The organism is Calothrix sp. PCC 7507 (assembly GCF_000316575.1).
Taxonomy (GTDB): Bacteria; Cyanobacteriota; Cyanobacteriia; order Cyanobacteriales; family Nostocaceae; genus Fortiea.
Genome location: NC_019682.1, coordinates 6,551,382 through 6,577,551, shown reverse-complemented (window position 1 = coordinate 6,577,551; position 26,170 = coordinate 6,551,382). Strand labels below are relative to the sequence as shown.

The following is a 26,170-nucleotide window of genomic DNA, read 5'->3' as shown; positions in this document are numbered from 1 at the left end:
CAAGTAACAATCATGAACACCCACGACCTGTTAATGCTAGCAACATTACTCACCCCTGGTATCTTACTGTCAGTCGTGATTATGGCAACTTTTGCCGCAGGTGGCTAATCACCAAACAGTGAACAGTGAACAGTTATCAGTTATCAGTTAGCTGTTCACTGATAATAGAAACGCGATGTCTACGATGGGCTACGCCTACGCTGTATTAAAGGAACGTAAACATGAAGGTGGCATTTCTGGGAACTGGACTGATGGGTCTACCGATGGCGCAAAGGTTGTTAGCAGCAAATATAGAGTTAATTGCTTACAACCGCACCCCAGAAAAATTAGCACCACTACAAGCAGATGGTGCAGAAATTGCGACACATCCCCGCCATGCAATTCGTGCAGCTGATTGCATAATTCTTATGCTGACTAATGTTGCTGCTATCTATAGTGTGTTGCTTTCTGATACTTCTTGGCGGACTCTGTCAGGACGTACCGTAATCCAAATGGGGACAATTACACCCACAGAAAGCCAAGAAATTAGAGATGCAGTTGTCGCCGCAGGTGGTGAATATATAGAAGCCCCTGTGTTGGGAAGCATTCCCGAAGCAGAAACTGGCAACTTAATTGTGATGGTAGGCGCTCAAGAAACACAATTTCACCGCCACTTTAGGTTGCTACAGTATTTTGGACCAGAACCCAGACTTATCGGCTCTGTAGGCTCGGCAGCAGCTCTAAAATTAGCACTAAATCAACTCATTGCATCTCTCACCACCAGCTTTGCTCTCAGTCTGGCTTTTATCCAGCGTCAAGATATCAACCCAGAAGTGTTTATGGAAATTCTGCGGGAAAGTGCGCTTTATGCTCCTACCTTTGACAAAAAGCTATCCCGCATGTTAGATGGCAATTTTGCTAATCCGAACTTTCCTACTAAACACTTGTTGAAAGATACAGATTTATTTATTTCTGAAGCCAAATCAGCCGATTTAGATGTCAGTAGTATTAAAGGTGTCAGGCAAATATTGCAAGCAGCGATGAAAATGTCGTTTGCTAACGATGATTACTCGTCGGTATTTTATGCCATTAAAGCCTGGGAAGAAGGCAGATGGGAATGAAAGGAAAGTCTTACTGTTTGCATTTATCTAGCAGCCAAGCTAAAGCCTCTTCAACATCCATAACCTGCTCCCCTGGAGGTTTGGCTGGACGATTTACCATGACAACTTGCAATCCAAGTTCCCGCGCGACGATAATTTTGGCATAGGTGGCATCACCACCGCTATTTTTGCTGACAATGGTGTCGATTTTGTGGTGAATAATAATTTCCCTTTCATGATGTAGGGCAAAAGGGCCGCGATCGCATAATATTAACCCTGGCGGCATTACAGCATCAGGAGTTGGTAGATCAATAATTCGCATCAAAAACCAAATATCTTTCAGGTTGGCAAAAGTGCCTAGTTCTTGCCTACCGACAGTTAAAAATACCCGCTGTGCTTGGAGTGGGAGTGCTTTTGCGGCGGCTTCCACCGTATCTACTTCAATCCAGCGATCGCCACTTACTTTTTGCCAAGGGCGACGGATTAACATCAGACGGGGGACTCCAACTTCACTAGCCGCATCTACCGCATTACAGGAAATTTGAGTTGCAAAAGGATGGGTAGCATCAATCAACAAATCAATTCTCATCTGACGAAGATAGTTAGCTAATCCCGCCACCCCGCCAAAACCACCAATCCGGAAATCACCTAACGGGATTGATGGTTCACGAGTACGACCAGCTAAAGATGTAATCGCCTCAACTCCCTCAATAGCAGCAACTCTCGCAGCTAGTTCAGCAGCATCTCCCGTTCCACCCAAAATTAAAACCCGCATAATATTTGCAGCGATTTTCAATAGTTATACCAATTCAAGAAAACACTGATACGGACAGATTTCTCGTAGCAGCACGGCAATGCCGTGCCCTTACAAACGCATCTGTATCATTATTAAAGTGAAATGGTATTATCAGTTATCAGCACCAGAACTGCTGCAAGCCGTTGCTCTACAAAGTCCTCCACTCAGATGTTGTATCTTGATAACTGTTTACTGAGATAATGGGGGAATTTTAGCCAAAATACCTTTTTTTAGCGCTTCAGGTCGTTCTGACCAAGGCAGTACACCATTGGCTTTAGTATAATATTGACCAGCACATTCCAGAACAGCAGAGGCACTACCATCAGCGGCTAAATCGCCAAAGAGATATGTAATTTTGTCTTGGGCAGCAAAAGCGACGACACAGGAACGGTTACAAGCACTCATGCATTCCACTTCCTGAATAGGAAACTCATCTTGCAAGTCCCAATCTTGTGCTAAATCTTGTAGCTGTCGTAATAACTTTTGACCTCCACTTTCGCCTACACGTTTCCCATCTTGCCAAACACTGGCACAGGTTTTACAAACAAATAGGCTATGAGTAGAGACATCCAAAGCATTGCTGGTCTTAATATTTGTAGCAGCAGTCATCTGTACCTCGCAGATGTGTAGAAAAAAAAGTCACCTTTGGCGGGCGTTCTGACTCACTCAATTTGAGATGGCTCTAAAATCTCAAGTTAGTTCACAGTTGCGGGACAGCGTTGGACTTACACCTAACTTTCCCCGTTACCTTTGGTGGCTGATACCCACCAAAACCGAATGACTTGTTTGATCATACACTAAGGGACTTCCAACTAAAAAAATATCCTATCGCTTTGTCGGCAGGGAGCAGGCTTGCCGTGAGCGTAGCCGAATGGGAGCAGGGAGCAGGGGGAGAAAGAAAAATATTATCTGAGGAAATTTGGATAAGTTATTTTCCGGAAGTCCCTAACCGTGCAATTGTGGACACCTTGCCCCTACTACTGCTTGTTCATTGCAGATATCTAGCAAAAGAGATTTCTGGAATAAAAATCACCACGCAATCATCATTGTAAGGGCATACCTAGTAGTCTGTCAGGGTTGAAATGAGGGACTGTAGTGTGAGCGTCTCGCTCACGCGGGCTTTTCGGCCCGCACTACCAAAAACCCCTCAAAACAAAATTGACAAACCACTAGGGCGTACCGCTAAAGCGGAACCCGCAGGGTACGGTTGTACTCCTGACGGAGAAGCAAGCTACGCCCAGACACCAAGAAACATTAAAATCTCAAACCCACACCACCTTGCAAGGAAAAAGCCGTACCACCGCCGTTGCGGTAGGCATCGAAGGCAATGATAGCGTTACCAAAAATCACGGCGTTGCTATTCGGTATCATGTAATCAATCCCTGGTTGCAAGGCAAAGCTAATTTTATTACCAACAGGTGAAGGGTCGTTACCACTAGCCAACACTAACCCAGCACCCAAGTAGGCATCAGTTTGCCAGTTCAGTGGGACATCATAAGAAACAGTGGGCACAACTGCAGTACCCTGACCAACTAAAGCTTGGGCACGTAAAGAAATCGGTGTTTCTAGCAGTTTGTAGCGGAAAGCTATCACCCCGCCAATCTGAGAACCATCAGAAAGTCCAATAGCCGGGCCTATACCGACATAACTACCATAGGCTACTTGAGCTTGTGCTGGTTGGGTAATCACAGCCAGACTCAACACCGAACTAGCCCCTAGAACTGCAACCAAATACGGAAGATGCTTCATTGCCCGTTTCCTCTCACCATCTTGGATTTTAAAGATGTATTTGAATATTTTATGCGATCGCTATTGTGGATATTTTTTGAGTATTGAGAATTGGGTAACATTACGATCGCGTGAGGTTTACCGTACTCAGTACTGAGTGCTGAGTAAAGAAGATTGAATACTCAGTACTTTTGCACTATGGTAAAAGCCCCGCCCCTTGTGGGCGGAATCAACAATCGGGAGAAGGTTGATACCCCGCCCCTTGTGGGCGGTCTTTCAACTCAGCACTCAGCACTCTTCATTGTCTTCGGATCATATCGAAATTGATCGATGGTTCCTTCTTTGATTTTTTCAATTGGTTTTCGAGCTTGTCTAGGGCGATGAACATCAATGCCCGACTTTTGCCGGAGGCAGGGGGCGATTTAATCAGGAGGTATTGTTCGCCGCGCTTTTGGTAGGCACGTTCCTGCATGGGGCGCATACCAAGGGCATTTGGAGTTGTAGATGTGCCATCTTGGGCGTAGGTGACGGAAACAGCAGGAATGGCAATCGGGTTGCTCATGGGTTGGCAGCAGCTATAGAGGAAGAATATCGTTTAATCGCAGTTGCAAGTCGGGTAACAGTCCTGAGGCGATCGCCTCACCGAGTCGATATTGGCGCTGACGATACTCCTCTCTATCCAATTGGCAGACGGTGAAGGTGGGTTGTTTCGGTTTACCAATGAAGGCGATGCCCCCTAGCCCCCGATAATCGACAATCCAATATTCGGGGATGCCTAACAGCGCATATTCTTCAACCTTGCGGGCATAATCTGTTTCCCAGTTGGTGCTGACCACTTCAACAACCAGTTTGATGGAGCGACCGGACATAATCACAGGTTGCCGCTGCCAGAGGGGTTCATTGTCCAAGAGCGTTTCGTCTAGGACGATAATGTCGGGATGACGAGCGGTGGCAACCTCTGCGAAGGGTTGAATGAGGCAAGTGCGGGGAATAAACCAGGGGTATTTGGCATTTGTAATGGCAATCCCAATTTGGGTGGCAAGCTTATCACTAACGGTTTCATGGGGACCTGTCGGTTCCATGTCAATCAGTTCTCCATCGGCAAGTTCATAGCGGGAATCATCGCCATATTGGGCAATGAATTGATCAACAGTGAGGGTTTTCGCTGGTGTGTAGGTCACGGCACTGGCTTTGAGTGTGTTCGGCGTTGGATTTTATGGCTTTGTGGCAAGACTGGAGGGGTGCTTCTTACTATTTAGTTCCTTTACTGACGTTTGGTAGACTTTGATCGGTGAGGGTGGAAGGCTGGTGTGGAGCAGCTATATCTGATTTAAGAGTTCGGCAGGGGAGTAAATGGGGAGATTGCTACCGATGAAGTCTTTGCGATCGCGGGTGACAATCCCATCAAGCTAGTTGGATGCTGTCTTCAAAGTCTTTCAGTCCCAAGCTGAGAGCGGTTTCGATGGTCTGGCGATTGACGGATGATGTAGAAAATATTGGTGATGGTGGTTGCAGTGATGAAGCCTTCCAAGTTGCCCTGTTCAATTTGCTCGAAGAGGGCGATCGCATTCTCGACAAAGGGTTCTCTTTCCAGGAGTAGATCGAGGACAACGTTGGTATCGATGAGAATTTTCACGGGCAGGCTTATTGGTATTTTTGGGTGAGATAGTCGGTATATTCTGCTCGCAGGTCATCATCGTTTGGGGCTGATCCGGGACGTTTGGCGATGCCCCGGAGTCCGGTGAGGGTGCCGGGGGTGATAGCTTGAGGGGGGGTGAGTTGTTTTTGGTGGAGAAATTCGGCGAAGTTGAGGACTTCGTTGATTTGGTTTTCTGAGAGGGATTGGATTAGCTGGTAGAGTTTTTCGGTGGCTGTCATGATTTTTAAGGGGTGAAATTCATCAGCTGATGTGCAGCTAAATTGAATAACACAAAAATGCAAAATTATTGTAGTGCGGGCATCTTGCCCGCGTCTAGTATACAAATTAAATACGCAACAGCTTATTTCATTTTTCTATAAGTTATCGTTTTGCGCCAAGGAATCTAGCCTAATTTTAGCATTCCGTATTTGCCGTTCTACAGTTGTTTTAGCCATGACTAGAATCCCCGTGTATAGTGTAACGTCTTCCTTATTGAGTACCTTTAGGTGCGCGGTTGAAAGACTTTTTGGATGATGCTGGCTGGTTGGTCATTTTAGTATATAGCTCGAAGAGTTTTTCCAGGCGTTCGGTGTCGTTTTTGAAGCGGCGATCGCTGTAGATGCGCTCTAGGATTTCGTCATTGCGGTCGTGGGCTTCTCGGACTATGGGGAATTCGCTGTCCATGCGATCGCAATCGTACATATCGGCAATGGTGATAGAGAAGTATTGTTCGCGTGCTAGCAGAATCTCTTGGGCGCAACGGATAAGGTTGATTTTACGATTCTAGGCGATCTTTCCAATAGTCTGGATCGCGACGACAACTCATGATCCCGACAATCACAATGCGATCTGAATAGACTCTATACAAGATGGAATAGGAAAACTTGGAGGTCAAATAACGACGAATCTGCCCTTCAATGATCGGCCAGCGCTCTGGTGTACCAACGATGTGAAATATAGAGTTTTCTATAATGTCGATAAAATTCTGATGTTTGTCATACTGGGCAAAAAATTGCACAGCTTCTGCATATTCTTGCAAGGCGGCGGGGTGAAATTCATATTTCATTTTCCTAGAAGTTGCCGGACTTGAGCCAAGGCGATATCTCCAGGAATGGTTTGGACTGCGCCGCTATCAATTTCGGCAATGCGTTCTTGAGCTTTCTGCACGCCTGCTATCAAAATATCTTGGTCGATTTGTCCTGTCATGCTTTCCACAATTTTGTCAATGAGAATAGCCTTGTCTGCATCGGGTAATGCAGTGGCTTCTGCAATGAGTTGGTCTAAGGTTAGCATTGGCTCGTTTTACTCTAGTGGGAATGGTCTGATTTTAACGTGAAGGTTGGGTGTAGCATGGCGAAATAACTCACTATTGCTGGTGTTGGGTGAGCTTACGTTCCATCCAATCTAGGTCACTTTAGGTTTGCGTTGCTAGACTTTTTCTGCGAAGCCTGCTGTGTGGTCATTTTGGTATAGAGTTCAAACAGTTTCTCTAGGCGTTCGGTATCGTTTTTGAAGCGGCGACCGATGTAGATGCGCTCTAGGATTTCGTCGTTGCGTTCGCGTAGCGTTGCCGCAGGCAAATCGTGGGCTTCCCTGACCAAGGGAAACTCTGTCCATACGATCAGGATTGTACATGTCGGCGATTGTCGCTGGGAAGTAGTGTTCCCGCGCTAGCAGGATGTCTTCAGCGCAGCGGGTGAGGTCGGCTTTGTTTTGCTCCGTGAGGGTGGCGATCCAGACGAGGTGCAGGCGTGAGGCGATGAGTGCCATGTTCCAGAGCGGGGCATCGTAGAGGGCGAAGGCATTGTCGGAAACGATCGTTTTCGCAGACATATAGCCCACTGGCAGAAATGGTCGCTGCTCCGAACTCACTTTCGGTACTACCAAAGGTGGGCTATTTGATGGTTGTCTAACTTCTGGATATTGTTGCGCTGGAGTACGCCACCGGGTAGGTCATACCAATTAAAAAAAAGAATGCGACAGATGGAATGGGCGGAAGCTTATACAGTAGCTCTCTGACAATCCAAAATCTAAAATCTAAAATCCAAAATGGTATCAGATTGGTCTGAGCTATTGCTTTTCAGCCGCTTGATCGTCGTCGGCTTGTTGCCAAAGGCTTCGAGGAAGGCAAAGGGAAACGGCTTCTTCAATTTCAACTGCATTCATACGCCAACCATGAGTATTTCAGGGGATCGCTTATTGCCTCTTAACGCAATTTTGAAATCTTACCCTGATTTTCGACGATGTAGGTTGCGATCGCTATTGCCGATATTTTGTAAACAGTAAACAGTTATCATGTTGTTTACTGATAACTGTTTACGGACAATGAGGATGAATACCTCCTTGAGTGCAAATGTAAGCCATTTGCTTGGAATCTAAATTTTTAACTTGAGAAAAATCAACACCTTGGACTAAAGCAGATTGTGAGCCTTGAACTGGTGTTTGTACAAATTGGTCGGCTGGATCTTGTTTGGTAGGCGAAAGAATTGCTCCTCGAAAATCAGCCCCTGCGAGATTTGCCCCTTGTAAATCTGCATGAGAAAGGTCGGCATTCTGCAAGTTGGCGTTTTCCAGATTGGCTGAACGCATAACAGCACCAGTTAAACGAGTGGCACTCAAATTAGCATTGCTGAGGTTGGCATGATCCAAATAGACGCCAGATAAATCTGCTCCTTGCCAATCAGTTTTAGTTAAGTTGGCATAAGATAATTGCGTGCCGATCGCAGTGACGCGACCTAAATGAGCAGCAAATAAATCAGCTTCGTTCAATTTGGCATCGCTTAAATCTGCCCCTGTCAAGCTGGCATTTTCTAAAACTGCACCAGTTAAATCGGCTCCTACTAGTTGGGTGCTGCTGAGATTAGCGGCAATTAGACGTGTATTAGATAAGTTGGCGCGGTTAAGAGTGGCGCGGCTCAAATCGCTGCGGTTCATGACGACGCGGCTAAGGTTAGCATCGGTGAGATTGGCTTGCTTCATCTCAACTTGACTCAAGTCCGCAATCACATCATCGTAGGTGTCCCAACGTCCATCTTCACCCGGACTCCGGAAGCGGCTACCTTTAAAACTGCCTTGGCTAAGATTTGCAGATTTAAACTTAACTCCTGATAAATCAACGTTATTTAGCACCAAGTTGATTGAGGAACCTTCGCCAATGCCAGTTTGACCCAATTGGGTGCGGCTCAAATCGATGCCTTGAGTTTGTCCACCGTAGACGGCGAGAATTTTGCCGATCGCTTTTTGGTTGATTTGTAGGCGCTGTTGTCGCACTTCCCGCTCTTGGGGTGCATTACCTAGAGATTCTATCTCGCCAGCCAGAAACTGATTAATGCGTTTTAATTCTAGGATGGCTTGGGGTCCCGTGTTGACTAAAGCTTGTTGAATTGTATCCAGTAGGACAGGGTTGGTTTCCTTCACCAGCAGATCCGCCAAAAATTTGATTGCTTGGGGGTCTTTGAGAGTACCCATCGCTAAAATTGCACTCCGACGCTCTTCATCGGTGGCGGTAGAGTTGGAATTTAACTGTTTTACCAGTGTGAGAAATTGTTGACTATTGATTTGCTGAGATTTGCGCTGGGTTTCCTGACTTTGGATGTATACCTGAGTACCAACTAAAGTTGATAACACAGAAGCCATGCCGACAAGTGCCACCGCCAGCAGGATCTGACTGGGATTCTGCTGTAGCCAGCCACGCACTGTGAATGGTGGTTGTGTGGGTTGTGGTGAGATAGCTCCAGGTTCGTTTTCTTCTTGCCATTCTTCAGTGACATTGTTCAGACTGGACTGATTGCGCCTGTTGCTACCTGAGATTGCGGCTGGCAAGGGGCGGGTAGCATCTATGGTGTAAGTACCTGCGAGGCGATCGTGCAAAGCCCTTCGCCCCTGTTTTGATGGCCAGCCAATTCCTTCTGCCATCACCATCAGCATGGCTAAAACCGCGAAAACTCCTAGGTGAGGAAATACTAAGCTGTAGCGCCACAATAGATAGGCCACAGATAGGGGAACAGTCGTTCGACCAATTCCTTCTCGTACCAAAACTGACCCAATACCAGGGGGTGTGATTTGTTCGCTGACAACTCGCACACCCAGCCAACGTTTGGGAATGGTGCTACCTGTTTTAGCCAGTAAATATAATTGCCATGTTGAGAGTGTGACGGGTGCTAATAGGGCTATTGTCCACAGGATATTAGTTGGCCATGCGACGTTACGGATGCCATAGCTGACAGGTAGGGCGAGAGGGCGAGCGATCGCTCTTTCTGTAACTACCAACACAGGATTCAACGGCACGCGGTTCAGATCGCTTCTAGAATTGGCATATACGCCAAGTCCGAAGGGAATCAGCCCACTGGCAACCACCAGTGTGATTTCGGCTGCCCAAGCAGCAAAGCGCCTCGTTGCTAGCGGCAGCGAATGGGCTTTTTCTGGACTAGATTGATTATTACTTCTCCTGACAATCGGGGTCACCATTACATAATTCCCTTTGACTTTATTTCTACACCGCTCTCAGCGCCATTAAAAATAGACTATTTTTTATGTTGAACGCCACTAGATACAAAAAATTTGTATCCAACATACACCAACACTGCTAACAGTGCCATACTGATCACGGATGCAACGAGTTTTAGCACTGTTTGCAGCACCACTAAGCCTAATACTGCTGTTGTACCCAAAACCACTAGCTTTTTTGTCCCAGACAAACTATTCAACCGGTTTAGCGATCGCTCTAGGAGCAACTTTAAGCTAGGAAAACTAAACTGAGATTCCTGTCTTGGCGCTTCTTTTTGAGTACTCCCCACTGATGAGGATTTAATCTCTGCCTCTAGTTTTTGGAGACGCCGCTGCAACTCTTCTTCAGATTGAGGGTTCATAAATCTGTTTTACCTCAGCTAGGACACTTAATTCAAAAACAGACCAACTAAATCTAATTGTTGGTGGTTGTGTCTGTGATTTTAGCTAATGTCTGTGTGAACAAGACCCTTTCACACAAGGAAAAATCAGATTTCTTTGGGGTTGGCTGCCATCTAGTTTTGTTTAAGATATACACTCATCAATTTTTCAAACAGCTTCATAGCAAGGATTTCATCATTTATAGTCGCAAATCCGGATATTCTGAAATCGTATCAGTGTTGCGTAAGTAAATCGGCACAATACTTCGACAAGCTCAGTAACCTAAAAGCAAACTGAGTGAAGAAAAGTAAACAAGGAACTACAGACAAATCGCCACCGTCTAAAGATCCAGACTTATATATAAAAAGTATCGCTCTAGCAACAGTCTTGAGCAATAATTTAAAATGAAGACGCATCAGGCATTTAAGGTTGTTCCCATAGCCTTGGTCATGAATTTGGTTCTTACCCAGGCTATTTTAGCTCAGACACCGCCAATCGAAATTAGTCGGACTCTCCCACAAGATCCCCTGATTGTAAATGGCACATCTGGAGGAGCGGTATCAAGTAATTGCGGTAATATCACTAAAAAACCTGCTCAAGTTATCCAGATTAAGGAATCTCTGCCCTATTTACGATTAACAGTCGAAAGTGCAGGAAAACCCACACTTTTGATTGACGGGCCTGGCGGACGTTTCTGTATCCTAGCAGATAGTTATTCTGGAGGAAAACCACAATTTTCTGGTTATTGGCAACCTGGAAATTACTCGCTATATGTGGGCGAACTATCCCCAGCACAGCATAGCTACACCCTTTCGATTTCCCAACAACAGCAGCCGTCGAAATAGTCAATTAGGACGTTGCAGGGAGCAAGGAGCAGGGAGAGAATATTACTAAGGAACGCGAATTTAATAACCTGCAATTCTTGTAGAACCTGAAATGGTGCGTTACGCTTCCCTACGGGAACGCTAAAAGCGAACGCTAACACACCCTACTGGCGTGGCTTAAATGTTGCATTAATTCAATCAAATGAACCACCCATAAAAGACAATCTCATTGAGTTGCGAAGTAGGGGCACGGCATCCTAAATCTTTTCGGCAAGCCGATAACCTTACTAGTGCCGTGCCCGTACGATATCCTAAATCTTTTCGGTCAGCCGATAATCTTACTAGTGCCGTGCCCGTACGATTTATTTTTGGTTAACGCACTATTTTAGTCTAGACACGCTAATACTTTTGCACTTTATTTAATCCACACTCCTAACTATTCCCCATTCCCCGCACACTCCTATATGTAGTACATCAATTGCTTCTGCTGCTTTTTACCTCGCCGCTCACAAAGGTCTTGGAGTGTATATTTTTGTAAGACAGCATTAGCAGCCTGACGCGCTTCTTGCCAAATTTCATGAATCAGTTGATTTTCTAGGGTTCCAGGAGTCTTATCAACATGAGGGACAACAGCCTCTACGCCCTCAATGCAACTCCAAATTTCGAGTAGGGTGATTTTTCGCGGATCTCGTGCTAGAACATAACCACCTTTAGCCCCGCGTATGCTCTTAATCAAACCCCCACGTCTTAAGGTTGCTAGTAATTGTTCTAAGTATCGATTTGGTATATCTTGCAGCACTGCCATCTGTCGGATTTGCAAAGATTCGCCACTAGAGTAACGACTCGCCAGCTCTAACAGGGCTAGAAGCGCATATTCAGATTTGTTAGAGAGTTCCACAGATGTAATTTTTGATAGATATTTGTAATTAAATTTGCACAGTCACTATTAATTTTTCTATTGACTTGCTAATGAGCGAAATTGAACACTCAATTTTTGATAGACTGACTGATTTAACTTTAGTCACTCTCAACGATAGAAGCAAATATTTTTACTTTTCAATTTAATAAATAAAAGTTATTGAAAACTTCACTTTTTACACAATATGGTTGATATAAAGCTTTAACTCCCCTAATCCCCCGGCAAAAGGGGAATTATCAGCTTATTACTCTCTCAAATTCTGTGAATAACTAAAAATATCATCCCTTGTACAGATTGACATTTCCAGTCCAAACTTTTCTGAGAAAATGTGAACCCGATTTTTTATGTCAGGAAATATGTACTTATGGAGCTAGTCACTCAAAAAAATATAAAAATAGTTACTAACAACTTTGTTTAGTTGAGTTCTGGGCTAAGAGGGCAAAAAAATGGAACTCAAATCAGTGGCAATGCGAATCCCTGAAGGCTGCAACTTCATTTTGGGACAGGCTCACTTTATCAAAACCGTGGAAGACCTGTACGAAATTATGATCGGCATCTCTTCACAGGTCAAGTTTGGTATTGCTTTTTGTGAAGCATCGGGAGCTTGCCTCATCAGAACGACAGGAAGCGATCGCTCTCTCCAAGATATCGCAAATCAGAATGCTCAGGCGATCGCCGCTGGACACAGTTTTGTGATCCTGCTCAAGGAAGGTTATCCCATCAACTTTCTGAATGCTATCAAGCAGTGTCCTGAAGTTTGTACGATTTATTGTGCAACAGCTAACCCGGTAGAGGTCATTGTGGCACAAACGCAGCAAGGCAGGAGCATTCTCGGTGTAGTTGATGGATTTGTACCCAGAGGATTAGAAACATCTTCAGATGTGACAGCACGCCAGGAGTTAATGCGTCAGATTGGTTACAAGCACTAGTACCGCAAGGCGGAAGTCAAAAGTCAAAAGAATTGTATTCCGAGCTTTTGCGCCATTGGGAATGGTATGTTTGCTTTCGCTGTGCTGTACTAGCATTAAAGGGGAACGGAAAACAGGGAAATCCCCATAATTAAAATTAGCGGATTTGAATCTACAAGTTTATTCAGACTTCTCCTACGGAGACGCTACGCGTAGCTTGCTTCCCCGCAGGGGTACAGACTTCAGACTTCAGACTTCAGACTTCATCCTTTTTGTATAAGGAGGATTTATGGCTATTAATTATCAAGAAAGAATCATTGTCCTTTGGATCGTATTTCTACTAGGGATTTTATTTCATACGCAACTGGCTTTAATGCCATTATTCCACGGTTTACCTGTTGCTGAGTCTCAGCAAGCCACAACCATGAGTGAAATTTCGGTAATTATGTGGTTGATGTTGGGCTTTTTTGTGCTACCAATGTTGACAATTATTGCCACCGCTTTTACTGATGCCAGAGGCTATAGAATCATTCATTTTGGCTTGACTGTATTTTACAGTATCCTCAATTTGTTTCATCTTGTTTCAGATTTATTGATTAAGCCAGTTTTTTGGTATCAAATTACTTTGATGGTGATTTTATTCATCATTGGTTTAGTATTAAATTTTGTTGCTTTGCAATGGATGCGATTACCCCAAATTAGGAGCAAAAAGTGGCAAGAACCGCTGAAATCATCTCACTCTTAACCCAAATCAGACTCAGCAAAATTCAAAGAATTAATTAATAATTTCTCAATAAATTAGGTAGCTAATAATACCTAATTGTTTGATATGATTCACTTCCATATCTACAGAAGTGAACAGTAAAAAATATGGCACTATCTCACCACCTAATCTCTTTTAGTAAGAGATATTTACGATTAGCGATCGCTGCAACTTTCGTGGGAATGTTAGCTTGTCCAAATGCTGCTTTGGCGTGGAAGCCAACTACCCATGTTTATCTCGGTCAACAAGCACTCAATGATGCCCTTGATGATGGCAAAGTCACCATTTATCGTGTTGACTATCAAAATGGAAAAGTCCTTTCTAAACTAGGCGATTATCCGGTTGATCCTACTATTCTGGCAGCGCTGAAAGCTTACCCTGCTCAATACCGGGCCGGTATATTAGGCCCAGATGCATACCCAGATATCCTCACTGGCCAGCAGGTGATTCACCCATCCCCAAACGATACAGGAATAGCGGGTGGATCTGGTACTTGGCTAAAATATTTATGGAACCTCAGTAATAGTCCAGGTAACAATACACCACAGAAAAAAGCATTCGTGACTGGTTATCTCACCCATGCAGCGGGAGATATGTATGGTCACACATTCATCAATAATTTTAGTGGTGGTCATTTTGTAATTGCACCACCAGGAAATGCAATTAAACACATTCTGGTAGAAGGATATGTTGATAAGCGTTTGAATAAGCAAGAACTCAACGCTAATTTTTTCAACGCTAGTATTGCCGGAGTTGAAGATTTCATCTATAACAACATGATCGATGCCAAACCCGGTTCATATTTAGACACAACACTGTTGAAACCAGGAGGCGGCGGAACTGAGTTCTCAATACCACGCATTTACTCTACCTTGAGAGCGAGATTACAACGTGATATTGATGCTTATTATGCCGCGAAGTCAGACTATGACCGACGTTATGACGATAAAGTTCGCAAAGCCAAAGCTTGCAAAGCCCTAGATTTTTCTTGTAGTGCCACAAAGTTATATGCTGAAGCAGCAGCAATTCAGGTACAAAAAGGTGCTTATGTGACTGCTAATGGTTTAACAGTAACTTACAAAGAATATTGGCGTGAGGATATCAACAGCGGTTTGAAAGCATGGCCTCAAGTCAGTGACAAAGTTGCTAAGGCGCTGTTCTTTAATCCCGATCGCAAGGCGAAAGTAGAAGAAGCTAAAACTATTCTCCAAAATTACGTCAACAATCACTTGATATCAATGTCTGGCGCACCGGATGCTGTGGGACAGTTCGCCGCATTAGCTAGCAAACTTAGTAGCATTATTGGTGATGTTCTGGGCCCATTAGCTGCCCCTATCAGACAACTGAAAGCTAATATTTATGATGCCATTGTCAAGAGTGCTACTGGTATGAGTATAGATGAGCTAAAAGCATACCTGGAAAACCCAGAAAGGTACTTTGATCAGGTGTTTTCTCAAGGTGCTGGAGAACATGTGAACTTGCAAACATTCAACAAAAAATATTTGCGGATTAATGATTCAGGCTATACCAATCCTTCAGAGTCGTTTGACTACCAACAGTTTCCGGCAGCTTATAATACGGCGACAATCAGCAAGCTAATACTAGTAAGTAAAGATGGAGTGAATCAGCTATTAACAGATTTAGGGAGTAGTTCCCGGCTGAAAGAGTCAAACATTATGTTGGGCTTTATCCAGACTCTCGATGGTGATAATGAGTGGAGAGGGGGAAGAGAAGCACCCACACATCCCCAACAAAAAATGGTTGTAGCTGAGAACTGTCAAGCCTACAAGCAGATTTTTATGCTCCAACCTGGCGAACAGCCTTGTCAATAAGGTATTTTCGGCTAAAACCCTGATATGGTGGGCAGTTGCCCACCTGTCTACGTCTATAAAAACAAAAAACCCCTGGAGATCAGGGGGAGGTATCAACTTCTAGGAGGTCGTCGTTCTGTATACTTCTCACCTCATCGCCGCAAGATTATGCAAGTTTGCAGAAAATAAACTAATTTGATGATGGGTCAAACTCGAAAATTTGCTGAAACCTTGTTGGGTGTTGGTTTTTCAGTCTAGTAACTTATAACTCCAGACTCCGCCATATATACCAAGAGGCAACTGTACAATAGGGTTTCCATTGTTGTCCCAATTTTTCCACAGTCTTTTTGTCGGGTAATTCGGGTAGGGAATAGATGCGACGGATTCCGGAACGAATACCTAAGTCATCGACAGGTAGCACATCAGGGCGATGCAGGCGAAAAATTAATAGCATCTGTACTGTCCAACGTCCTATGCCTTTGACTTGTGTGAGGATTTTAATGATGGCTTCGTCTTCCATTGCCTCTAATTCTGTTAAAGTCGGCAACCCATTGAGGATGTTTTGCGCCAAGTCTTTGAGATAGACAACTTTGGGACGGGAAATCCCTACCCCGCGCAATGTTTCATCGGTTGTGTTGAGGACAGCTTCTGGGGTAGGAAAGGGTTCATCAGCATAAAGCTGGAGAAATCGGTGATGGATAGCTGCGGCGGCTTTGCCAGAAAGTTGTTGGTAGAGGATTGACCGAGATAGGGAATAAAATAAGTCTCCAGTTTGCTGCACTTGGTCAAGTTGACAAACACCGATTTGCTCAATTATGGGGGCGAGGATGCGATCGCTCGTTTTGAGCGCAGCAATGGCAAAAGAGTAGTCCATTTAACATTTTCACCTTAATCAAGTCTAGGCAAAAATATTATGGCAATTTGGCAGCCAAAAGTTTTCTGTTGCAGTTTAAATTGACATATGAACAGGACGGGAGAGTGAACAAGTCGCATGAGGAAAAGAGCAAGAGCTTACTACCTCAAAACTCCCAACCATCGCCAGTTGTTGAGCGATCGCTGTAGGGAAAAACGCTACACGATCAAGCAGCGATCGCTCACCGCTTCATTACAACTGGCTAGCAATCAACCAGAAAATGAATAGCAAAAAATGATTACTTTGTCCACATTTTCAAATGGCGATATTGTGAAAAGCATCGCCTTTAACTAAGCTTATATAACGGTTCCCATTTAGATGGGGACTGCTATAGCAGGGAACAGGCTTAAAAGTCTCTGGGTGTCAATGTTTTCTGTATCTCACATATTTACTGACTGGCTTTAAATGAATATCCAAAGTATCTTGATACTTGAGCGCGACATCTTGGACACCTGCTAATCTCTTGTTGATTAGGCGTTGAGTCCACTGGTTGCCAAAAAATTTTATTAATTCCACTGCTAGTCACTTCTACCTCCATGCGATAACTAATAATTTTCTTACAGACAAAGCAGGAATGTTCGGCGTATTGCAGCACTGTGAAATCCTAAGATTAACTGAGTTTGCACTGGTAGTCCTTAGATATCAGCACTTATGGGCAGTAATATGCAGATTTTTTAGCTATCTTGCCGTAACCCTCCCATGTACTCAAACTTTCTTCCGCCTCCTAGACAACAAATTCACAGTGCGATCGCCCGCTTGGCTGGTGTTGATTTGTCCTTGCTGCGTCTGGATCTGATGCACCCCTTGATTAACGGTAATAAATGGTTCAAGTTGAAATACAACCTTTTAGAAGCCAAGCAGCAAAATATTACGACGCTGCTGACTTTTGGGGGTGCTTATTCTAACCACATCTATGCAACTGCGGCTGCCGGTAATCTTTTTGGTTTCCGCACCATTGGCGTGATCCGTGGAGAGGAAAGGCTACCTTTAAATCCTACGCTGAGTTTTGCTGTGCAGCAGGGTATGCAGCTTGTATACATCGACCGGGAAACTTACCGACAGCGTCACACAACAGCATTGCAGGCGGATTTACAGCAACGCTTTGGTGAGGTGCTGATCGTTCCCGAAGGTGGTAACAACCTCAACGGTGTGCGCGGTTGTACGGAAATAATTAGTAAGTTAGATGTATTTGATACTGTATGTTTAGCCTGCGGCACAGGAACAACCCTTGCTGGGATTGCACTTTCACTAGACAAACAGCAACGAGTTATCGGTTTTCCTGTGTTGAAAGCAGGAGAATTCCTAAACCAAGAAATAGACGATCTGCTGAAAAATTATCTCACATCAAATTTCCCTGCACCATTTGACTATCCCGCACCTTGGGAATTGTTGTGTGATTATCACATGGGCGGCTATGCCAAGGTAAATGATCAACTATTGTTATTCAGCCAGCAGTTCACCCAAGAACACAACGTAGCTCTAGATTACGTGTATACCGCAAAAATGTTTTATGGCGTGATGCATTTGCTACAGCAGGGATTTTTTCCGAGAGGCGATCGCCTATTATTAATACACACTGGCGGCTTACAAGGAAATGTTGGTATTGAGCAACGGCTGCAAAAATCATCAAAAACTCATTAATTTTACAGGGTTAGTGGTGTTCAGCTCCCCGACTTCTTCAAGAAGTCGGGGAGATCACAGCCCATTATCAATGAAGAGTGCTGAGTTGAAAGACCGCTCACAAGCTAATATTGACATGATTGGTGGGATATGGTAGGCATTTCCGGAATTGATGGCAGAGAAACTGGATTGAAAATGTAGCGTCATATCAAATATCAGCTATTCAATTTTCCCAATAGAATGCTATGAACTCTCTGATTAAGCGATCGCCTTTCATCGACAACCTCTGCAAGCTTTCTAGAGGGGTGATATTGACCCTAACATTAACGAGCTTACTATCTTGTGGAATTGGATTGACTGACAAAAGTCCTAGTACAGCTGCTCCGACTACAGAACAAAATCAACTGTCCCAAAACTCTCAAAAGCTACCGAGAGATATTTCTCGAAATATACTACGTGACGCCTCAAAGCGTTCTGGGTTAAAAATTGCTAAATTGAAAATCACGGAAATCATCCCAGAAACTTTTGCAAATCCCTGCATTTTTAATTTTGGTGAAGTTTGTACCAGGGAATATAAACCCATCGAAGGTTGGGAAGTGATTGTCAATGTGAAGGCGCAATCTTGGACTTATCATGTGAATAAATCTGGCTCGCAAATCATTTTAGATCCTCAGATTAACCTAGCAGCTAATACTCAACTACCAAAAGCGATCGCCAATACAATTTTAACGGATGCTGCCAAGCGTTCCGGGGTGGCAATTGCTAGTTTAAAAATCACTGACGTTAAATTTCAAACTTTTGGTAATGCTTGTGAATTCAACTTTGGCGAAATCTGCGCCCAGATTTACAAACCTATCGAAGGGTGGGAAGTGATTGTCAAGGTGAAGGCGCAATCTTGGACTTATCATGTCGATAAATCAGGCTTGCAAATCGTTTTAGAACCAAGGGCGAAATAGTTGAAAATCACAAAGCCTGTAGATACTGTCTTGATTCGTCAAGAGGCATGAGCGAGATAATCAGGGTCAAAAGGCTTTTGGGATTTTAAAATCGCAAAAGCAAAATGCAAGAGCTTACGCATAACAGCACCAAGGACTTACATTTTGACCTTGCCGCGCTCAAGTAATCGTTGTGCAAATAATTTCAACAAAGTCAAAGCTACGGACTTGATTCCTTGGCTCTTCTATTTAAGATACAAGGGGCTGGGTTTTCCTGCCCTCGGATTGTATTGCATCCGACCGAGAACCGCTATAAGAGAAGTTTTAACCGAAGCCGGAGGACAAACGTAGATGCAAAGCGGTTTACCGAGGAAGCATCCCACTTTTTTAATCAATACCCTTTTAGGGTATTGCTACACGAACAATGCCTGCTGACCCAGGCTATAAACACTCATAGTCTGGGTCAGCAGGCTTCGTATTTATAGCCCCAGGCTACTGGTTCCTATGGGCGTTTATAAAAACTGGGACGCACCCGTTTCCCAAAGGGTAGAATTCAGGTATCTCTAGCTTTCAATATTGCAAAATCTAACAAAACATCAACTTTGGTAAATAATAGTTAGTGACTGCTGATATGAGGTGGTAAGTTAATAAGTAGGACACCAAACAAAGCACAATCTAAACTAAATGGGTAATGACTCAGTGTCCCCCGTCATCAACCCAGGTAAATTTCAGCATAATGATTTTAAAGTGGCACACAATCTTTTCAAAAAAGATTAAGCCAAATCCCAAAGCGGAAAAACAAAAAATGCTGAGTTTACTAGTTGTTATATCCACCCTATTTGTTGATTCCAACTAGTTAACACGTCTAAAAATTTGAAACCTCCAAACTTGAGCGAACCTGGTCACATCTGACCAGGTTTTCGGCTTTTATATTACTTTTTTTAATTTATACTTGATTAGTGAGATTATTTTATATAAATGACAAAGTGCAAAGTCTGATTGGAGGAAACCTCCGTACACCGGAGGGGTTGCCGCAGGCATCAGAACTTTAAAAGTGAGGATAAATGACGACCCTCTCCTCTCGGAGACGCTATGCGTATACTAATTAACTTTATTTACGCCCACCTTCTTACAACATACTCAAACATGAATCTGGGAGATTTTCCAGCAGGGAATAAAATAAGACAGTAATATATTTAGCTGGGAGATTTCAATAATGAATAATAGTTGTTTAAAGAAAATTGTTTTAGCTACAATAATATCTATAATTTCTTTGTCGTGTGATGCAAAACTTGCTAGAAATACACAACAAACGAATGCAAATGCTACTGAAAAGCCGCAGCCAGAGGCAGAGATAGATTATGGTGACTTAATCATTAAAGCACAGTCAGATTATTTGATGATTCCAGTTAATCTCACAGAACCACGTAAAAAGGATGAAACTAACTTTAATCTTTCACGTTATGATACTAAATATGGTAAATTATCTAACATTATTTTTTACCATAAACCAGATGGAGATACTCATCTTTTATTAAATAAAAAAGCTATTATAAATTCTTTCGATTTAGTGGAGACAAAATCAGCGGGTAAACCAAACACAAGATTTTGGTTGTATAGAATTCTAGATCAAGATACCAATGGAGATAAAAAACTTAATGAAAGAGATGCCATTATTGGCTATCTCTCTGATTTATCAGGTAAGAATCTCCAACAAATTACCCCAAACAATACCCAAATTATCAATTGGGTTGTTGTCTCCAGTCAAAATGCCATTTTCTTAAAAATTATCAAAGACTCTGATAATGACAAGAAATTTACAGAAAAAGACCAGACAAATTTTGTTAGAGTCAACTTGGATAAGCCGGAAATAGGTACTGAGATTATTAGCGACCAACTAGAGCAAGAAGTTAAGAAAACTACTTTTGATGGAACCCAAAATTGAACTAGGGATAATAATCAGATTCCCGACTTCTCTCAGAAGTCGAGAATCTATGCTTTTAAACATTTTAATGAGGTTGCTCTAATTGATAGACAATACCCAATCACGTAAAAGTGAGTTTACCTGATTCGGTACTTCATCGTGGGGACAATGACCCGCCGTGAGAAAATATTCTTTTAGTTCCGGATAATATTGCCGGAACTTTTGGGAACGTTCCCGACAATTCATCCAAGGATCAGCTTCACCCCATAATAGTAATAAGGAACAAGTTAATTGCCTCAATAGCACATCAACTTTTTCTCCTTGAGGAGTGCTAAAAACTGAAACAAACACATCTAAAGCACCAGCGTCGTAAGCAGGACGATAAATTTCTTCTACTAACTGGTCTGTAATTGCGCTCTTGTCAAGATAAACTTTTTCTAGGGTTTGGCGAATCACCCAACGTTGTCGCACATATTGAAATAAGAGAAATTGGGCTAAAGGTTGTTGAAACATCCACTTAACACTATTACCCAGTAGCTTCTGTAATCCAGAGGATTCTTTGGGAGGCTGAATTTGTGATTGTAAAGCTTCCGGTTCTGATGTCGGTTGTGGAGTGCTAAAAGGTCCCGCACTATTAAGCAAAACTAAACCCGCTGTGCTATCAGGATGTTGTGCAGCAACACATAAGGAAGCATAGCCACCAAGGGAGTTACCTGCTAATACTGTTTTTTGACCAATCACCTCACTGATAAAATCATTGAGTTGGTCACGCCATAAGTCGCCGCTATACTGTAGCTTAGGCTTGGCGGAGCGTCCAAACCCTAATAAATCGATCGCAAATACCTCGAAATCCTGATTTAGTCCTGTGATATTCTTGCGCCAGTGGTCTGTAGAAGCTCCAAAGCCATGCACCAACAACAAGGGTGGACGTTGCGGTTGTTTCTCTCCGGCTCGTACATAGTAAACATTATGCCCTCGCCACTGCCAATATTGACCAGGAAGCGAGGTTGTAGAGGAGGCGGTAGTTGCCTGCATATTCTAAAGAAATGTTAAGTAGCTGTTAATAATTGTAGCTAGTATTGGGAATGGGGAATGGGGGATAAATGACAAAACCATTAATTACAGGCAAGACTAAGATTTTAGGGGTGATTGGGCATCCGGTGGAACATTCACTGTCGCCATTGATGCATAATGCAGCGTTAGCGCAGATGGTAGAAGACATCGCCCAACTGGGACTAGACTATGTTTATCTCCCTTTTCCTATAGAACCACAGAATTTAGCAGTAGCGATCGCAGGTTTTGCTGCTGTTGGAGTTGTCGGCTTTAATGTGACAATCCCTCACAAGCAAGCAATTATACCCCTACTCTCAGAAATTTCACCACTTGCTCAATCTGTAGGGGCTGTTAACACTGTTACTCGCCAAAATAATCAATGGGTAGGGACAAACACGGATGTAGAAGGATTTATCGTCCCTTTGCAAACAACATATCACCAAGATTGGAGTCAGAAGATAGCAGTAATTTTAGGTAATGGCGGTGCTGCGAGAGCAGTTGTAGCCGGTTGTCATCAGTTGGGTTTTGCAGAAATTCATATTGTGGGGCGCAACCACGAGAAATTAACAGCATTCCGCAATAGTTGGAGTAATTCGCCACTAAATGAGAATTTGCAAGTCCATGAATGGCTAGAACTCCCCAAACTGATTCCCCAAGCAGACCTACTCGTAAACACAACCCCGATAGGGATGTATCCCAAAATTAATGATTCACCTTTGAGTGCAGAGGAGATGTCAAGCTTATCACCGAATGCGATCGCCTACGATTTAATCTATATTCCTCAGCCAACGCAATTTCTCCAACAAGCACAAAAACAAGGTGCAATTACAATTGATGGCTTGGAAATGCTAGTCCAACAAGGAGTAGCTGCTTTAAAAATCTGGTTGCAAAGGGAGGCTATACCTGTAGATGTTATGCGTCAGGCGCTGCGAAAACATCTAGGTTTAGACATGTAATATCATGTCCGGCTGATTAATTATGAATCCCGCATCTGTGCAAAAACCTGAAAACTCTTTCTCCCCCCTGCTCCCTTGCAGTCTTCATGATCAGTCTTTCACCGGACATGGTATAATATGTCAGGTAGTGGGGTTATTCACACTCAAGTTAATCCGCACAATGAAATCATTGTAATCTTGGTTCCCGCCATTGACTAAGTCTTCAAAACCAAAGGTGTTACTTCCCAATAAACGAATGTGAGATGCTTGATCAGTGTTAGCACCTAAGAAAGAGAAGTAAACATCTGGATTGTTGTTGGGATCACTATCAAGAATTGCATCGGGTCTACCATTAGCAATAATAAATGGTGCAAACAAAGAATCAGCCTCGAAAGTGCCAGTGTAAGTTGCTGTACCTTGGTTATTCACTGTCAAGTCAATACCCGCAACACGCTGACTCACAGCAGCTTCGGTGTAACCAGCCTGCCCAACGAGAACATCTGCGATACCATCACCATTAGTATCAATACCACCGTTCTCATCAGCTACTGCATAGAAGCCGACAAAGTTGTCGTATGCAGCCTCTCTATTGACAATGAACTCAGCCGTTACTGATTGTGTCACACCCCGTAAATCAATTAATTCACCTTGTTGCTGCCCTTGTAAACCTGTACCCAAAGGTAATGCTTGATTTGTGGCTTGAATTTTCACTACTAAATCCTGGAAGTTAAGAGAGAACCCGTCATCTTCTGCAACTCCCTCGTTGAGAAACAGTACATCAGACAAGGGGGTTTTTCCAGACAGCACCTCTTCAGTAGTGCTGTTGCGTACCAAGTAGAATCTGAGGTTTGCCCCAGACTCAAACTCTAGTAAGCTTGTCAGGTCAGTAGGATTAAAACCATCAGGCAAATTGGCAATTGGCGAGAAAATCACCTTTGAACGCTGGAGAGCCTTTTCTGTGTAGCCTACTGCACCAGGGACGATACCGTCAATCGTACCTTGGGCATCATCAACTGTAAATACAGACAGTTGATTCACCAATTGAGCAGTGTTGCTTTGAATTTTAACTGAGAGTTTTGCTTTACTATCTTCAAAGTTATTTTTGATAGTAAAGATGTCCTCAGTGTCCAGCTTTGTGAGTGTAGCTGTATTAGTCTCATTTTCAGACAAAGTATTAGCGATCGCCAACTTTGCTAGTAGAGTAGTCGGAGCAATATTATTCTCATTCTGGGGCGCGGTATTAAAGACTGCCACCGCCGAGTCATTTCGTCCTGCCGCATAGAGGTATTTACCATCTGGGCTGAGGGTGACAGAGTAGGCATCAGCCAGCCCGTCAACACTGCCTACGCCATCTTTTTGCACTTTCAGGAAACTCAACTTACCTGTGTTTGCATCCCGTGCAAACATCGCGACTGCTGAGTCAATGCGTCCCGCTGCATAGACATATTTACCATCGGGGCTGATGGTGACAGAGAACGCACCACCAAGCCCATCAACACCCCCTACACCATCTTTTTTAACTTCGACAAAACTCAACTTGCCTGTGGTTTTATCCCGTTTAAACACCGCCACTGCTGAGTCATAATATCCAGCAGCATAGAGGTATTGACCATCGGGACTGATGGTGGCAGAGAAGACACCACCAAGTCCATCAACACCGCCTACGCCGTCTTTTTTAACTTCGACAAAACTCAACTTACCTGTGGTTGCATCCCGTTTAAACACCGCCACTGCTGAGTCATTTAATCCAGTTGTATAGAGGAAATTGTTGTCGGGACTAACAGTGATGGAAGAGACCTGTCCCAGCCCAGTGATACCCGCTATGCCATTTTTTTTAACTTCGACAAAACTTAGTTGGCCTGTATCTGTATTCCGCTGAAACACTGCCACCGCTGAGTCATTATATGCAGCAGTATAGAGAAATTTATTATCGGGGCTGACGGTGACATAGTCAACGCTGAAAAGCCCAGTAATACCCCCTACATTATTTTTTTGAACTTCAACAAAACTCAACTTGCCTGTATCTGGATTCCGCTTAAATACTGCTACCGCTGAGTCACCAAATCCAGATGCATAGAGGAATTTACCGTCAGGGCTGACAGTGACGGAGGTGACATAATTAAGTCCATCAACTCCCCCTACACCATCTTTTTGAACTTCAACAAAACTCAACTTGCCTGTATCTGGATTCCGCTTAAATACTGCTACCGCTGAGTCCTTAGAACCAGCGGCATAAAGGAATTTGCCATCAGGGCTGACAGTTACAGACCAAGAACCAGCAAGTCCATCAACACCATCTATGCCGTCTTTTTTAAATTCTATGAAATTCAGAATGTTGTCTGTCATAACTGTATTTGTTAATACTGCTTTTTGCTAGATATATTGGCAATTCCTGTTCAAAGTGAGTCAAATTTTGGCGACACATGGATTGTCATCAAGGTTGGGTAAACCCCGCCTCTACGAATTTATCTGTCGCCTTCTTTTGACAAAATTGGTATAAGTCATAATCTCTATGCAAACTTAATGAAGAAATCAAATAATTGCCTAGAGTGAATACACTTATTTAGGTTTTCTTGTTCTCTTTGAACTGATAAGAATAAGTACTTACACCGAAAATTAAATTTAACTTCATCCTGCGGATAACAATTGATGAAGTTGTTGCCAATTCCGAGTATAATTTTTGTAGGAGCTATTGATGAATCAAGCTTATTTAAAGGTTTATCAATTGGATGGGGAGTAAATGCATCCTGAGTTTTCAGCAATATACTGGTAAATAAAAATACGCCATAAAACGAGGTATATGAAGCCAAAACAACGCATTGGTAGCGTTGTACCTTAAATGCGATTTTTAAGAGTTAATATGTAGCTTTTTGACACAAAGCTAAAAAAACTCCTCCAATAAGTTATAGACTGAATAATCTGAGAGACAGTTATCAGTTAAGCTAAAACGCTGATTCATTGCACAATCAATCGTTTTTTTGTTGACTGTTGACAGTTGACAGTTAACGGTCTACACGATGAAATATGCAACTTAAATGCCGCAGTCGCTGATCAGTTATCAGTTGGTAGCCAGAGTCCTCCACCTCTAAAAGGATGCTGTTGGGGAATAGGGTGTCAGACCCCTCGCTTATCCCACAATCCCGCCTTCACCCTAGTGGTTTGTCAATTTTGTTTTGAGGGGTTTTTGGTAGTGCGGGCCGAAAAGCCCGCGTGAGCGAGACGCTCACACTACAGTCCCTCATTTCAACCCTGACAGACTACTAGAAGGGTGCGGCTAATCAAACATAGACGCGCAGCGGCTTAAGGCAGGGTAGCCTTGCTTTTCAAGGCTAAATTTCTCTAGCCTGCTGTTGCAGTCTTTGTATCAGTAGCCCCACCCTTCTAGGGTGTGGGCGATATGTCGGGCTGTGTGAGAGTTCTGTGTGGATCAGCATTG

The 26,170-nt window shown here is 43.4% G+C and carries 27 protein-coding genes and 1 riboswitch; of the genes, 10 read left to right on the top strand and 17 right to left on the bottom strand.

Features of this window, described 5'->3' with window-relative positions; genetic code table 11:
* Positions 1 to 221: 221 nt before the first annotated feature.
* Entirely contained in the window at positions 222 to 1,100 is an 879-nt protein-coding gene (locus tag CAL7507_RS28220) for an NAD(P)-dependent oxidoreductase (protein WP_015131900.1), read from the top strand.
* 10 nt (positions 1,101 to 1,110) lie between these two features.
* Here CAL7507_RS28220 and CAL7507_RS28215 read toward each other — a convergent pair whose 3' ends face one another.
* The 13 genes from CAL7507_RS28215 to CAL7507_RS28160 all read right to left on the bottom strand — a co-directional run bounded on the left by CAL7507_RS28215 (position 1,111) and on the right by CAL7507_RS28160 (position 10,110).
* Positions 1,111 to 1,854, bottom strand: a complete 744-nt coding sequence (locus CAL7507_RS28215) for a cobalt-precorrin-6A reductase (protein WP_015131899.1) — start codon at positions 1,852 to 1,854, stop codon at positions 1,111 to 1,113.
* Positions 1,855 to 2,064: 210 nt separating this feature from the next.
* Complete coding sequence (locus tag CAL7507_RS28210; RefSeq protein WP_015131898.1) at positions 2,065 to 2,484, bottom strand: DUF1636 domain-containing protein; 420 nt, start codon at positions 2,482 to 2,484, stop codon at positions 2,065 to 2,067.
* 20 nt (positions 2,485 to 2,504) lie between these two features.
* Positions 2,505 to 2,662, bottom strand: a riboswitch (cobalamin riboswitch).
* A gap of 467 nt (positions 2,663 to 3,129) precedes the next feature.
* A complete protein-coding gene (locus CAL7507_RS28205) occupies positions 3,130 to 3,624 on the bottom strand; it encodes a hypothetical protein (RefSeq protein ID WP_015131897.1) in 495 nt (164 codons plus the stop codon).
* Positions 3,625 to 3,901: 277 nt separating this feature from the next.
* A complete protein-coding gene (locus CAL7507_RS28200) occupies positions 3,902 to 4,165 on the bottom strand; it encodes a hypothetical protein (RefSeq protein ID WP_015131896.1) in 264 nt (87 codons plus the stop codon).
* A gap of 13 nt (positions 4,166 to 4,178) precedes the next feature.
* Positions 4,179 to 4,784, bottom strand: a complete 606-nt coding sequence (locus CAL7507_RS28195; RefSeq protein ID WP_015131895.1) for a Uma2 family endonuclease — start codon at positions 4,782 to 4,784, stop codon at positions 4,179 to 4,181.
* A 245-nt stretch (positions 4,785 to 5,029) separates the two neighbouring features.
* Positions 5,030 to 5,239, bottom strand: a complete 210-nt coding sequence (locus CAL7507_RS33290) for a PIN domain-containing protein (RefSeq protein WP_236556828.1) — start codon at positions 5,237 to 5,239, stop codon at positions 5,030 to 5,032.
* An 8-nt stretch (positions 5,240 to 5,247) separates the two neighbouring features.
* Positions 5,248 to 5,481 (bottom strand): DUF2281 domain-containing protein, encoded by a 234-nt coding sequence (locus CAL7507_RS28190; protein ID WP_042342564.1) that lies wholly within the window; start codon positions 5,479 to 5,481, stop codon positions 5,248 to 5,250.
* Positions 5,482 to 5,731: 250 nt separating this feature from the next.
* On the bottom strand, positions 5,732 to 6,007 hold the full coding sequence (locus CAL7507_RS28185) for a type IIL restriction-modification enzyme MmeI (protein WP_369750953.1): 276 nt from the start codon (positions 6,005 to 6,007) through the stop codon (positions 5,732 to 5,734).
* Positions 6,008 to 6,017: 10 nt separating this feature from the next.
* Positions 6,018 to 6,308, bottom strand: a complete 291-nt coding sequence (locus CAL7507_RS28180) for a type II toxin-antitoxin system RelE/ParE family toxin (protein WP_015131893.1) — start codon at positions 6,306 to 6,308, stop codon at positions 6,018 to 6,020.
* The gene (locus tag CAL7507_RS28175) at positions 6,305 to 6,535 is read right to left on the bottom strand and encodes an addiction module protein (RefSeq protein WP_015131892.1); all 231 of its coding nucleotides are present in this window, start codon (positions 6,533 to 6,535) and stop codon (positions 6,305 to 6,307) included. Before CAL7507_RS28175 ends, CAL7507_RS28180 begins: the two co-directional genes overlap by 4 nt.
* Positions 6,536 to 6,718: 183 nt before the next feature.
* Positions 6,719 to 7,114: a type IIL restriction-modification enzyme MmeI gene (locus CAL7507_RS33755; protein WP_369750807.1), complete on the bottom strand. Its 396-nt coding sequence runs from the start codon at positions 7,112 to 7,114 to the stop codon at positions 6,719 to 6,721.
* Positions 7,115 to 7,558: 444 nt separating this feature from the next.
* Entirely contained in the window at positions 7,559 to 9,709 is a 2,151-nt protein-coding gene (locus CAL7507_RS28165) for a pentapeptide repeat-containing protein (protein ID WP_015131891.1), read from the bottom strand.
* 56 nt (positions 9,710 to 9,765) lie between these two features.
* Entirely contained in the window at positions 9,766 to 10,110 is a 345-nt protein-coding gene (locus CAL7507_RS28160; protein WP_015131890.1) for a hypothetical protein, read from the bottom strand.
* Positions 10,111 to 10,533: 423 nt separating this feature from the next.
* Here CAL7507_RS28160 and CAL7507_RS28155 point away from each other — a divergent pair, with 423 nt between their 5' ends.
* Positions 10,534 to 10,974 carry a hypothetical protein gene (locus CAL7507_RS28155; protein ID WP_015131889.1) on the top strand — a complete coding sequence of 147 codons (441 nt, stop codon included), beginning with the start codon at positions 10,534 to 10,536 and terminating at the stop codon, positions 10,972 to 10,974.
* Between the two features lie 439 nt (positions 10,975 to 11,413).
* On the opposite strand, the gene CAL7507_RS28150 is transcribed toward CAL7507_RS28155, so the two are convergent.
* A complete protein-coding gene (locus CAL7507_RS28150) occupies positions 11,414 to 11,851 on the bottom strand; it encodes an Rrf2 family transcriptional regulator (RefSeq protein WP_015131888.1) in 438 nt (145 codons plus the stop codon).
* Positions 11,852 to 12,318: 467 nt separating this feature from the next.
* On the opposite strand from CAL7507_RS28150, the gene CAL7507_RS28145 reads away from it, so the two are divergent.
* The 3 genes from CAL7507_RS28145 to CAL7507_RS28135 all read left to right on the top strand — a co-directional run bounded on the left by CAL7507_RS28145 (position 12,319) and on the right by CAL7507_RS28135 (position 15,375).
* Positions 12,319 to 12,801, top strand: coding sequence for an adenosine-specific kinase (locus CAL7507_RS28145; RefSeq protein WP_015131887.1), 483 nt, complete (start codon positions 12,319 to 12,321; stop codon positions 12,799 to 12,801).
* A gap of 268 nt (positions 12,802 to 13,069) precedes the next feature.
* On the top strand, positions 13,070 to 13,525 hold the full coding sequence (locus tag CAL7507_RS28140; RefSeq protein WP_015131886.1) for a hypothetical protein: 456 nt from the start codon (positions 13,070 to 13,072) through the stop codon (positions 13,523 to 13,525).
* A gap of 125 nt (positions 13,526 to 13,650) precedes the next feature.
* The gene (locus CAL7507_RS28135; RefSeq protein ID WP_015131885.1) at positions 13,651 to 15,375 is read left to right on the top strand and encodes a hypothetical protein; all 1,725 of its coding nucleotides are present in this window, start codon (positions 13,651 to 13,653) and stop codon (positions 15,373 to 15,375) included.
* A gap of 241 nt (positions 15,376 to 15,616) precedes the next feature.
* On the opposite strand, the gene CAL7507_RS28130 is transcribed toward CAL7507_RS28135, so the two are convergent.
* Positions 15,617 to 16,228, bottom strand: coding sequence for a DNA-3-methyladenine glycosylase (locus CAL7507_RS28130; RefSeq protein WP_015131884.1), 612 nt, complete (start codon positions 16,226 to 16,228; stop codon positions 15,617 to 15,619).
* Positions 16,229 to 16,345: 117 nt separating this feature from the next.
* On the opposite strand from CAL7507_RS28130, the gene CAL7507_RS32530 reads away from it, so the two are divergent.
* The 4 genes from CAL7507_RS32530 to CAL7507_RS28115 all read left to right on the top strand — a co-directional run bounded on the left by CAL7507_RS32530 (position 16,346) and on the right by CAL7507_RS28115 (position 20,767).
* Positions 16,346 to 16,495, top strand: a complete 150-nt coding sequence (locus CAL7507_RS32530) for a hypothetical protein (protein WP_160166370.1) — start codon at positions 16,346 to 16,348, stop codon at positions 16,493 to 16,495.
* A 471-nt stretch (positions 16,496 to 16,966) separates the two neighbouring features.
* On the top strand, positions 16,967 to 17,908 hold the full coding sequence (locus CAL7507_RS28125; RefSeq protein ID WP_015131883.1) for a 1-aminocyclopropane-1-carboxylate deaminase/D-cysteine desulfhydrase: 942 nt from the start codon (positions 16,967 to 16,969) through the stop codon (positions 17,906 to 17,908).
* A gap of 224 nt (positions 17,909 to 18,132) precedes the next feature.
* Positions 18,133 to 18,843, top strand: coding sequence for a hypothetical protein (locus CAL7507_RS28120; protein ID WP_015131882.1), 711 nt, complete (start codon positions 18,133 to 18,135; stop codon positions 18,841 to 18,843).
* 1,195 nt (positions 18,844 to 20,038) lie between these two features.
* Positions 20,039 to 20,767, top strand: coding sequence for a hypothetical protein (locus CAL7507_RS28115; protein WP_015131881.1), 729 nt, complete (start codon positions 20,039 to 20,041; stop codon positions 20,765 to 20,767).
* A 78-nt stretch (positions 20,768 to 20,845) separates the two neighbouring features.
* Here CAL7507_RS28115 and CAL7507_RS28110 read toward each other — a convergent pair whose 3' ends face one another.
* Positions 20,846 to 21,781: an alpha/beta fold hydrolase gene (locus CAL7507_RS28110; RefSeq protein WP_015131880.1), complete on the bottom strand. Its 936-nt coding sequence runs from the start codon at positions 21,779 to 21,781 to the stop codon at positions 20,846 to 20,848.
* 68 nt (positions 21,782 to 21,849) lie between these two features.
* On the opposite strand from CAL7507_RS28110, the gene CAL7507_RS28105 reads away from it, so the two are divergent.
* Positions 21,850 to 22,755, top strand: coding sequence for a shikimate dehydrogenase (locus tag CAL7507_RS28105; protein WP_015131879.1), 906 nt, complete (start codon positions 21,850 to 21,852; stop codon positions 22,753 to 22,755).
* A gap of 120 nt (positions 22,756 to 22,875) precedes the next feature.
* Here CAL7507_RS28105 and CAL7507_RS30290 read toward each other — a convergent pair whose 3' ends face one another.
* Positions 22,876 to 25,080, bottom strand: coding sequence for a beta-propeller fold lactonase family protein (locus CAL7507_RS30290; RefSeq protein WP_015131878.1), 2,205 nt, complete (start codon positions 25,078 to 25,080; stop codon positions 22,876 to 22,878).
* Positions 25,081 to 26,170: the final 1,090 nt, after the last annotated feature.

Excerpts from the sequence above, each read along its gene's own strand:
- CAL7507_RS28205 (WP_015131897.1), bottom strand. The coding sequence starts at position 3,624 with ATGAAGCATCTTCCGTATTTGGTTGCAGTTCTAGGGGCTAGTTCGGTG.
- CAL7507_RS28165 (WP_015131891.1), bottom strand. The coding sequence starts at position 9,709 with ATGGTGACCCCGATTGTCAGGAGAAGTAATAATCAATCTAGTCCAGAA.
- CAL7507_RS28140 (WP_015131886.1), top strand. The coding sequence starts at position 13,070 with ATGGCTATTAATTATCAAGAAAGAATCATTGTCCTTTGGATCGTATTT.
- CAL7507_RS28160 (WP_015131890.1), bottom strand. The coding sequence starts at position 10,110 with ATGAACCCTCAATCTGAAGAAGAGTTGCAGCGGCGTCTCCAAAAACTA.
- CAL7507_RS28190 (WP_042342564.1), bottom strand. The coding sequence starts at position 5,481 with ATGACAGCCACCGAAAAACTCTACCAGCTAATCCAATCCCTCTCAGAA.
- CAL7507_RS28210 (WP_015131898.1), bottom strand. The coding sequence starts at position 2,484 with ATGACTGCTGCTACAAATATTAAGACCAGCAATGCTTTGGATGTCTCT.
- CAL7507_RS28120 (WP_015131882.1), top strand. The coding sequence starts at position 18,133 with ATGAACTCTCTGATTAAGCGATCGCCTTTCATCGACAACCTCTGCAAG.
- CAL7507_RS28115 (WP_015131881.1), top strand. The coding sequence starts at position 20,039 with ATGAATAATAGTTGTTTAAAGAAAATTGTTTTAGCTACAATAATATCT.
- CAL7507_RS30290 (WP_015131878.1), bottom strand. The coding sequence starts at position 25,080 with ATGACAGACAACATTCTGAATTTCATAGAATTTAAAAAAGACGGCATA.
- CAL7507_RS28220 (WP_015131900.1), top strand. The coding sequence starts at position 222 with ATGAAGGTGGCATTTCTGGGAACTGGACTGATGGGTCTACCGATGGCG.
- CAL7507_RS28180 (WP_015131893.1), bottom strand. The coding sequence starts at position 6,308 with ATGAAATATGAATTTCACCCCGCCGCCTTGCAAGAATATGCAGAAGCT.
- CAL7507_RS28175 (WP_015131892.1), bottom strand. The coding sequence starts at position 6,535 with ATGCTAACCTTAGACCAACTCATTGCAGAAGCCACTGCATTACCCGAT.
- CAL7507_RS28110 (WP_015131880.1), bottom strand. The coding sequence starts at position 21,781 with ATGCAGGCAACTACCGCCTCCTCTACAACCTCGCTTCCTGGTCAATAT.
- CAL7507_RS28130 (WP_015131884.1), bottom strand. The coding sequence starts at position 16,228 with ATGGACTACTCTTTTGCCATTGCTGCGCTCAAAACGAGCGATCGCATC.
- CAL7507_RS28215 (WP_015131899.1), bottom strand. The coding sequence starts at position 1,854 with ATGCGGGTTTTAATTTTGGGTGGAACGGGAGATGCTGCTGAACTAGCT.
- CAL7507_RS28105 (WP_015131879.1), top strand. The coding sequence starts at position 21,850 with ATGACAAAACCATTAATTACAGGCAAGACTAAGATTTTAGGGGTGATT.
- CAL7507_RS28200 (WP_015131896.1), bottom strand. The coding sequence starts at position 4,165 with ATGAGCAACCCGATTGCCATTCCTGCTGTTTCCGTCACCTACGCCCAA.
- CAL7507_RS28125 (WP_015131883.1), top strand. The coding sequence starts at position 16,967 with ATGTACTCAAACTTTCTTCCGCCTCCTAGACAACAAATTCACAGTGCG.
- CAL7507_RS28145 (WP_015131887.1), top strand. The coding sequence starts at position 12,319 with ATGGAACTCAAATCAGTGGCAATGCGAATCCCTGAAGGCTGCAACTTC.
- CAL7507_RS28135 (WP_015131885.1), top strand. The coding sequence starts at position 13,651 with ATGGCACTATCTCACCACCTAATCTCTTTTAGTAAGAGATATTTACGA.
- CAL7507_RS28155 (WP_015131889.1), top strand. The coding sequence starts at position 10,534 with ATGAAGACGCATCAGGCATTTAAGGTTGTTCCCATAGCCTTGGTCATG.
- CAL7507_RS32530 (WP_160166370.1), top strand. The coding sequence starts at position 16,346 with ATGAGGAAAAGAGCAAGAGCTTACTACCTCAAAACTCCCAACCATCGC.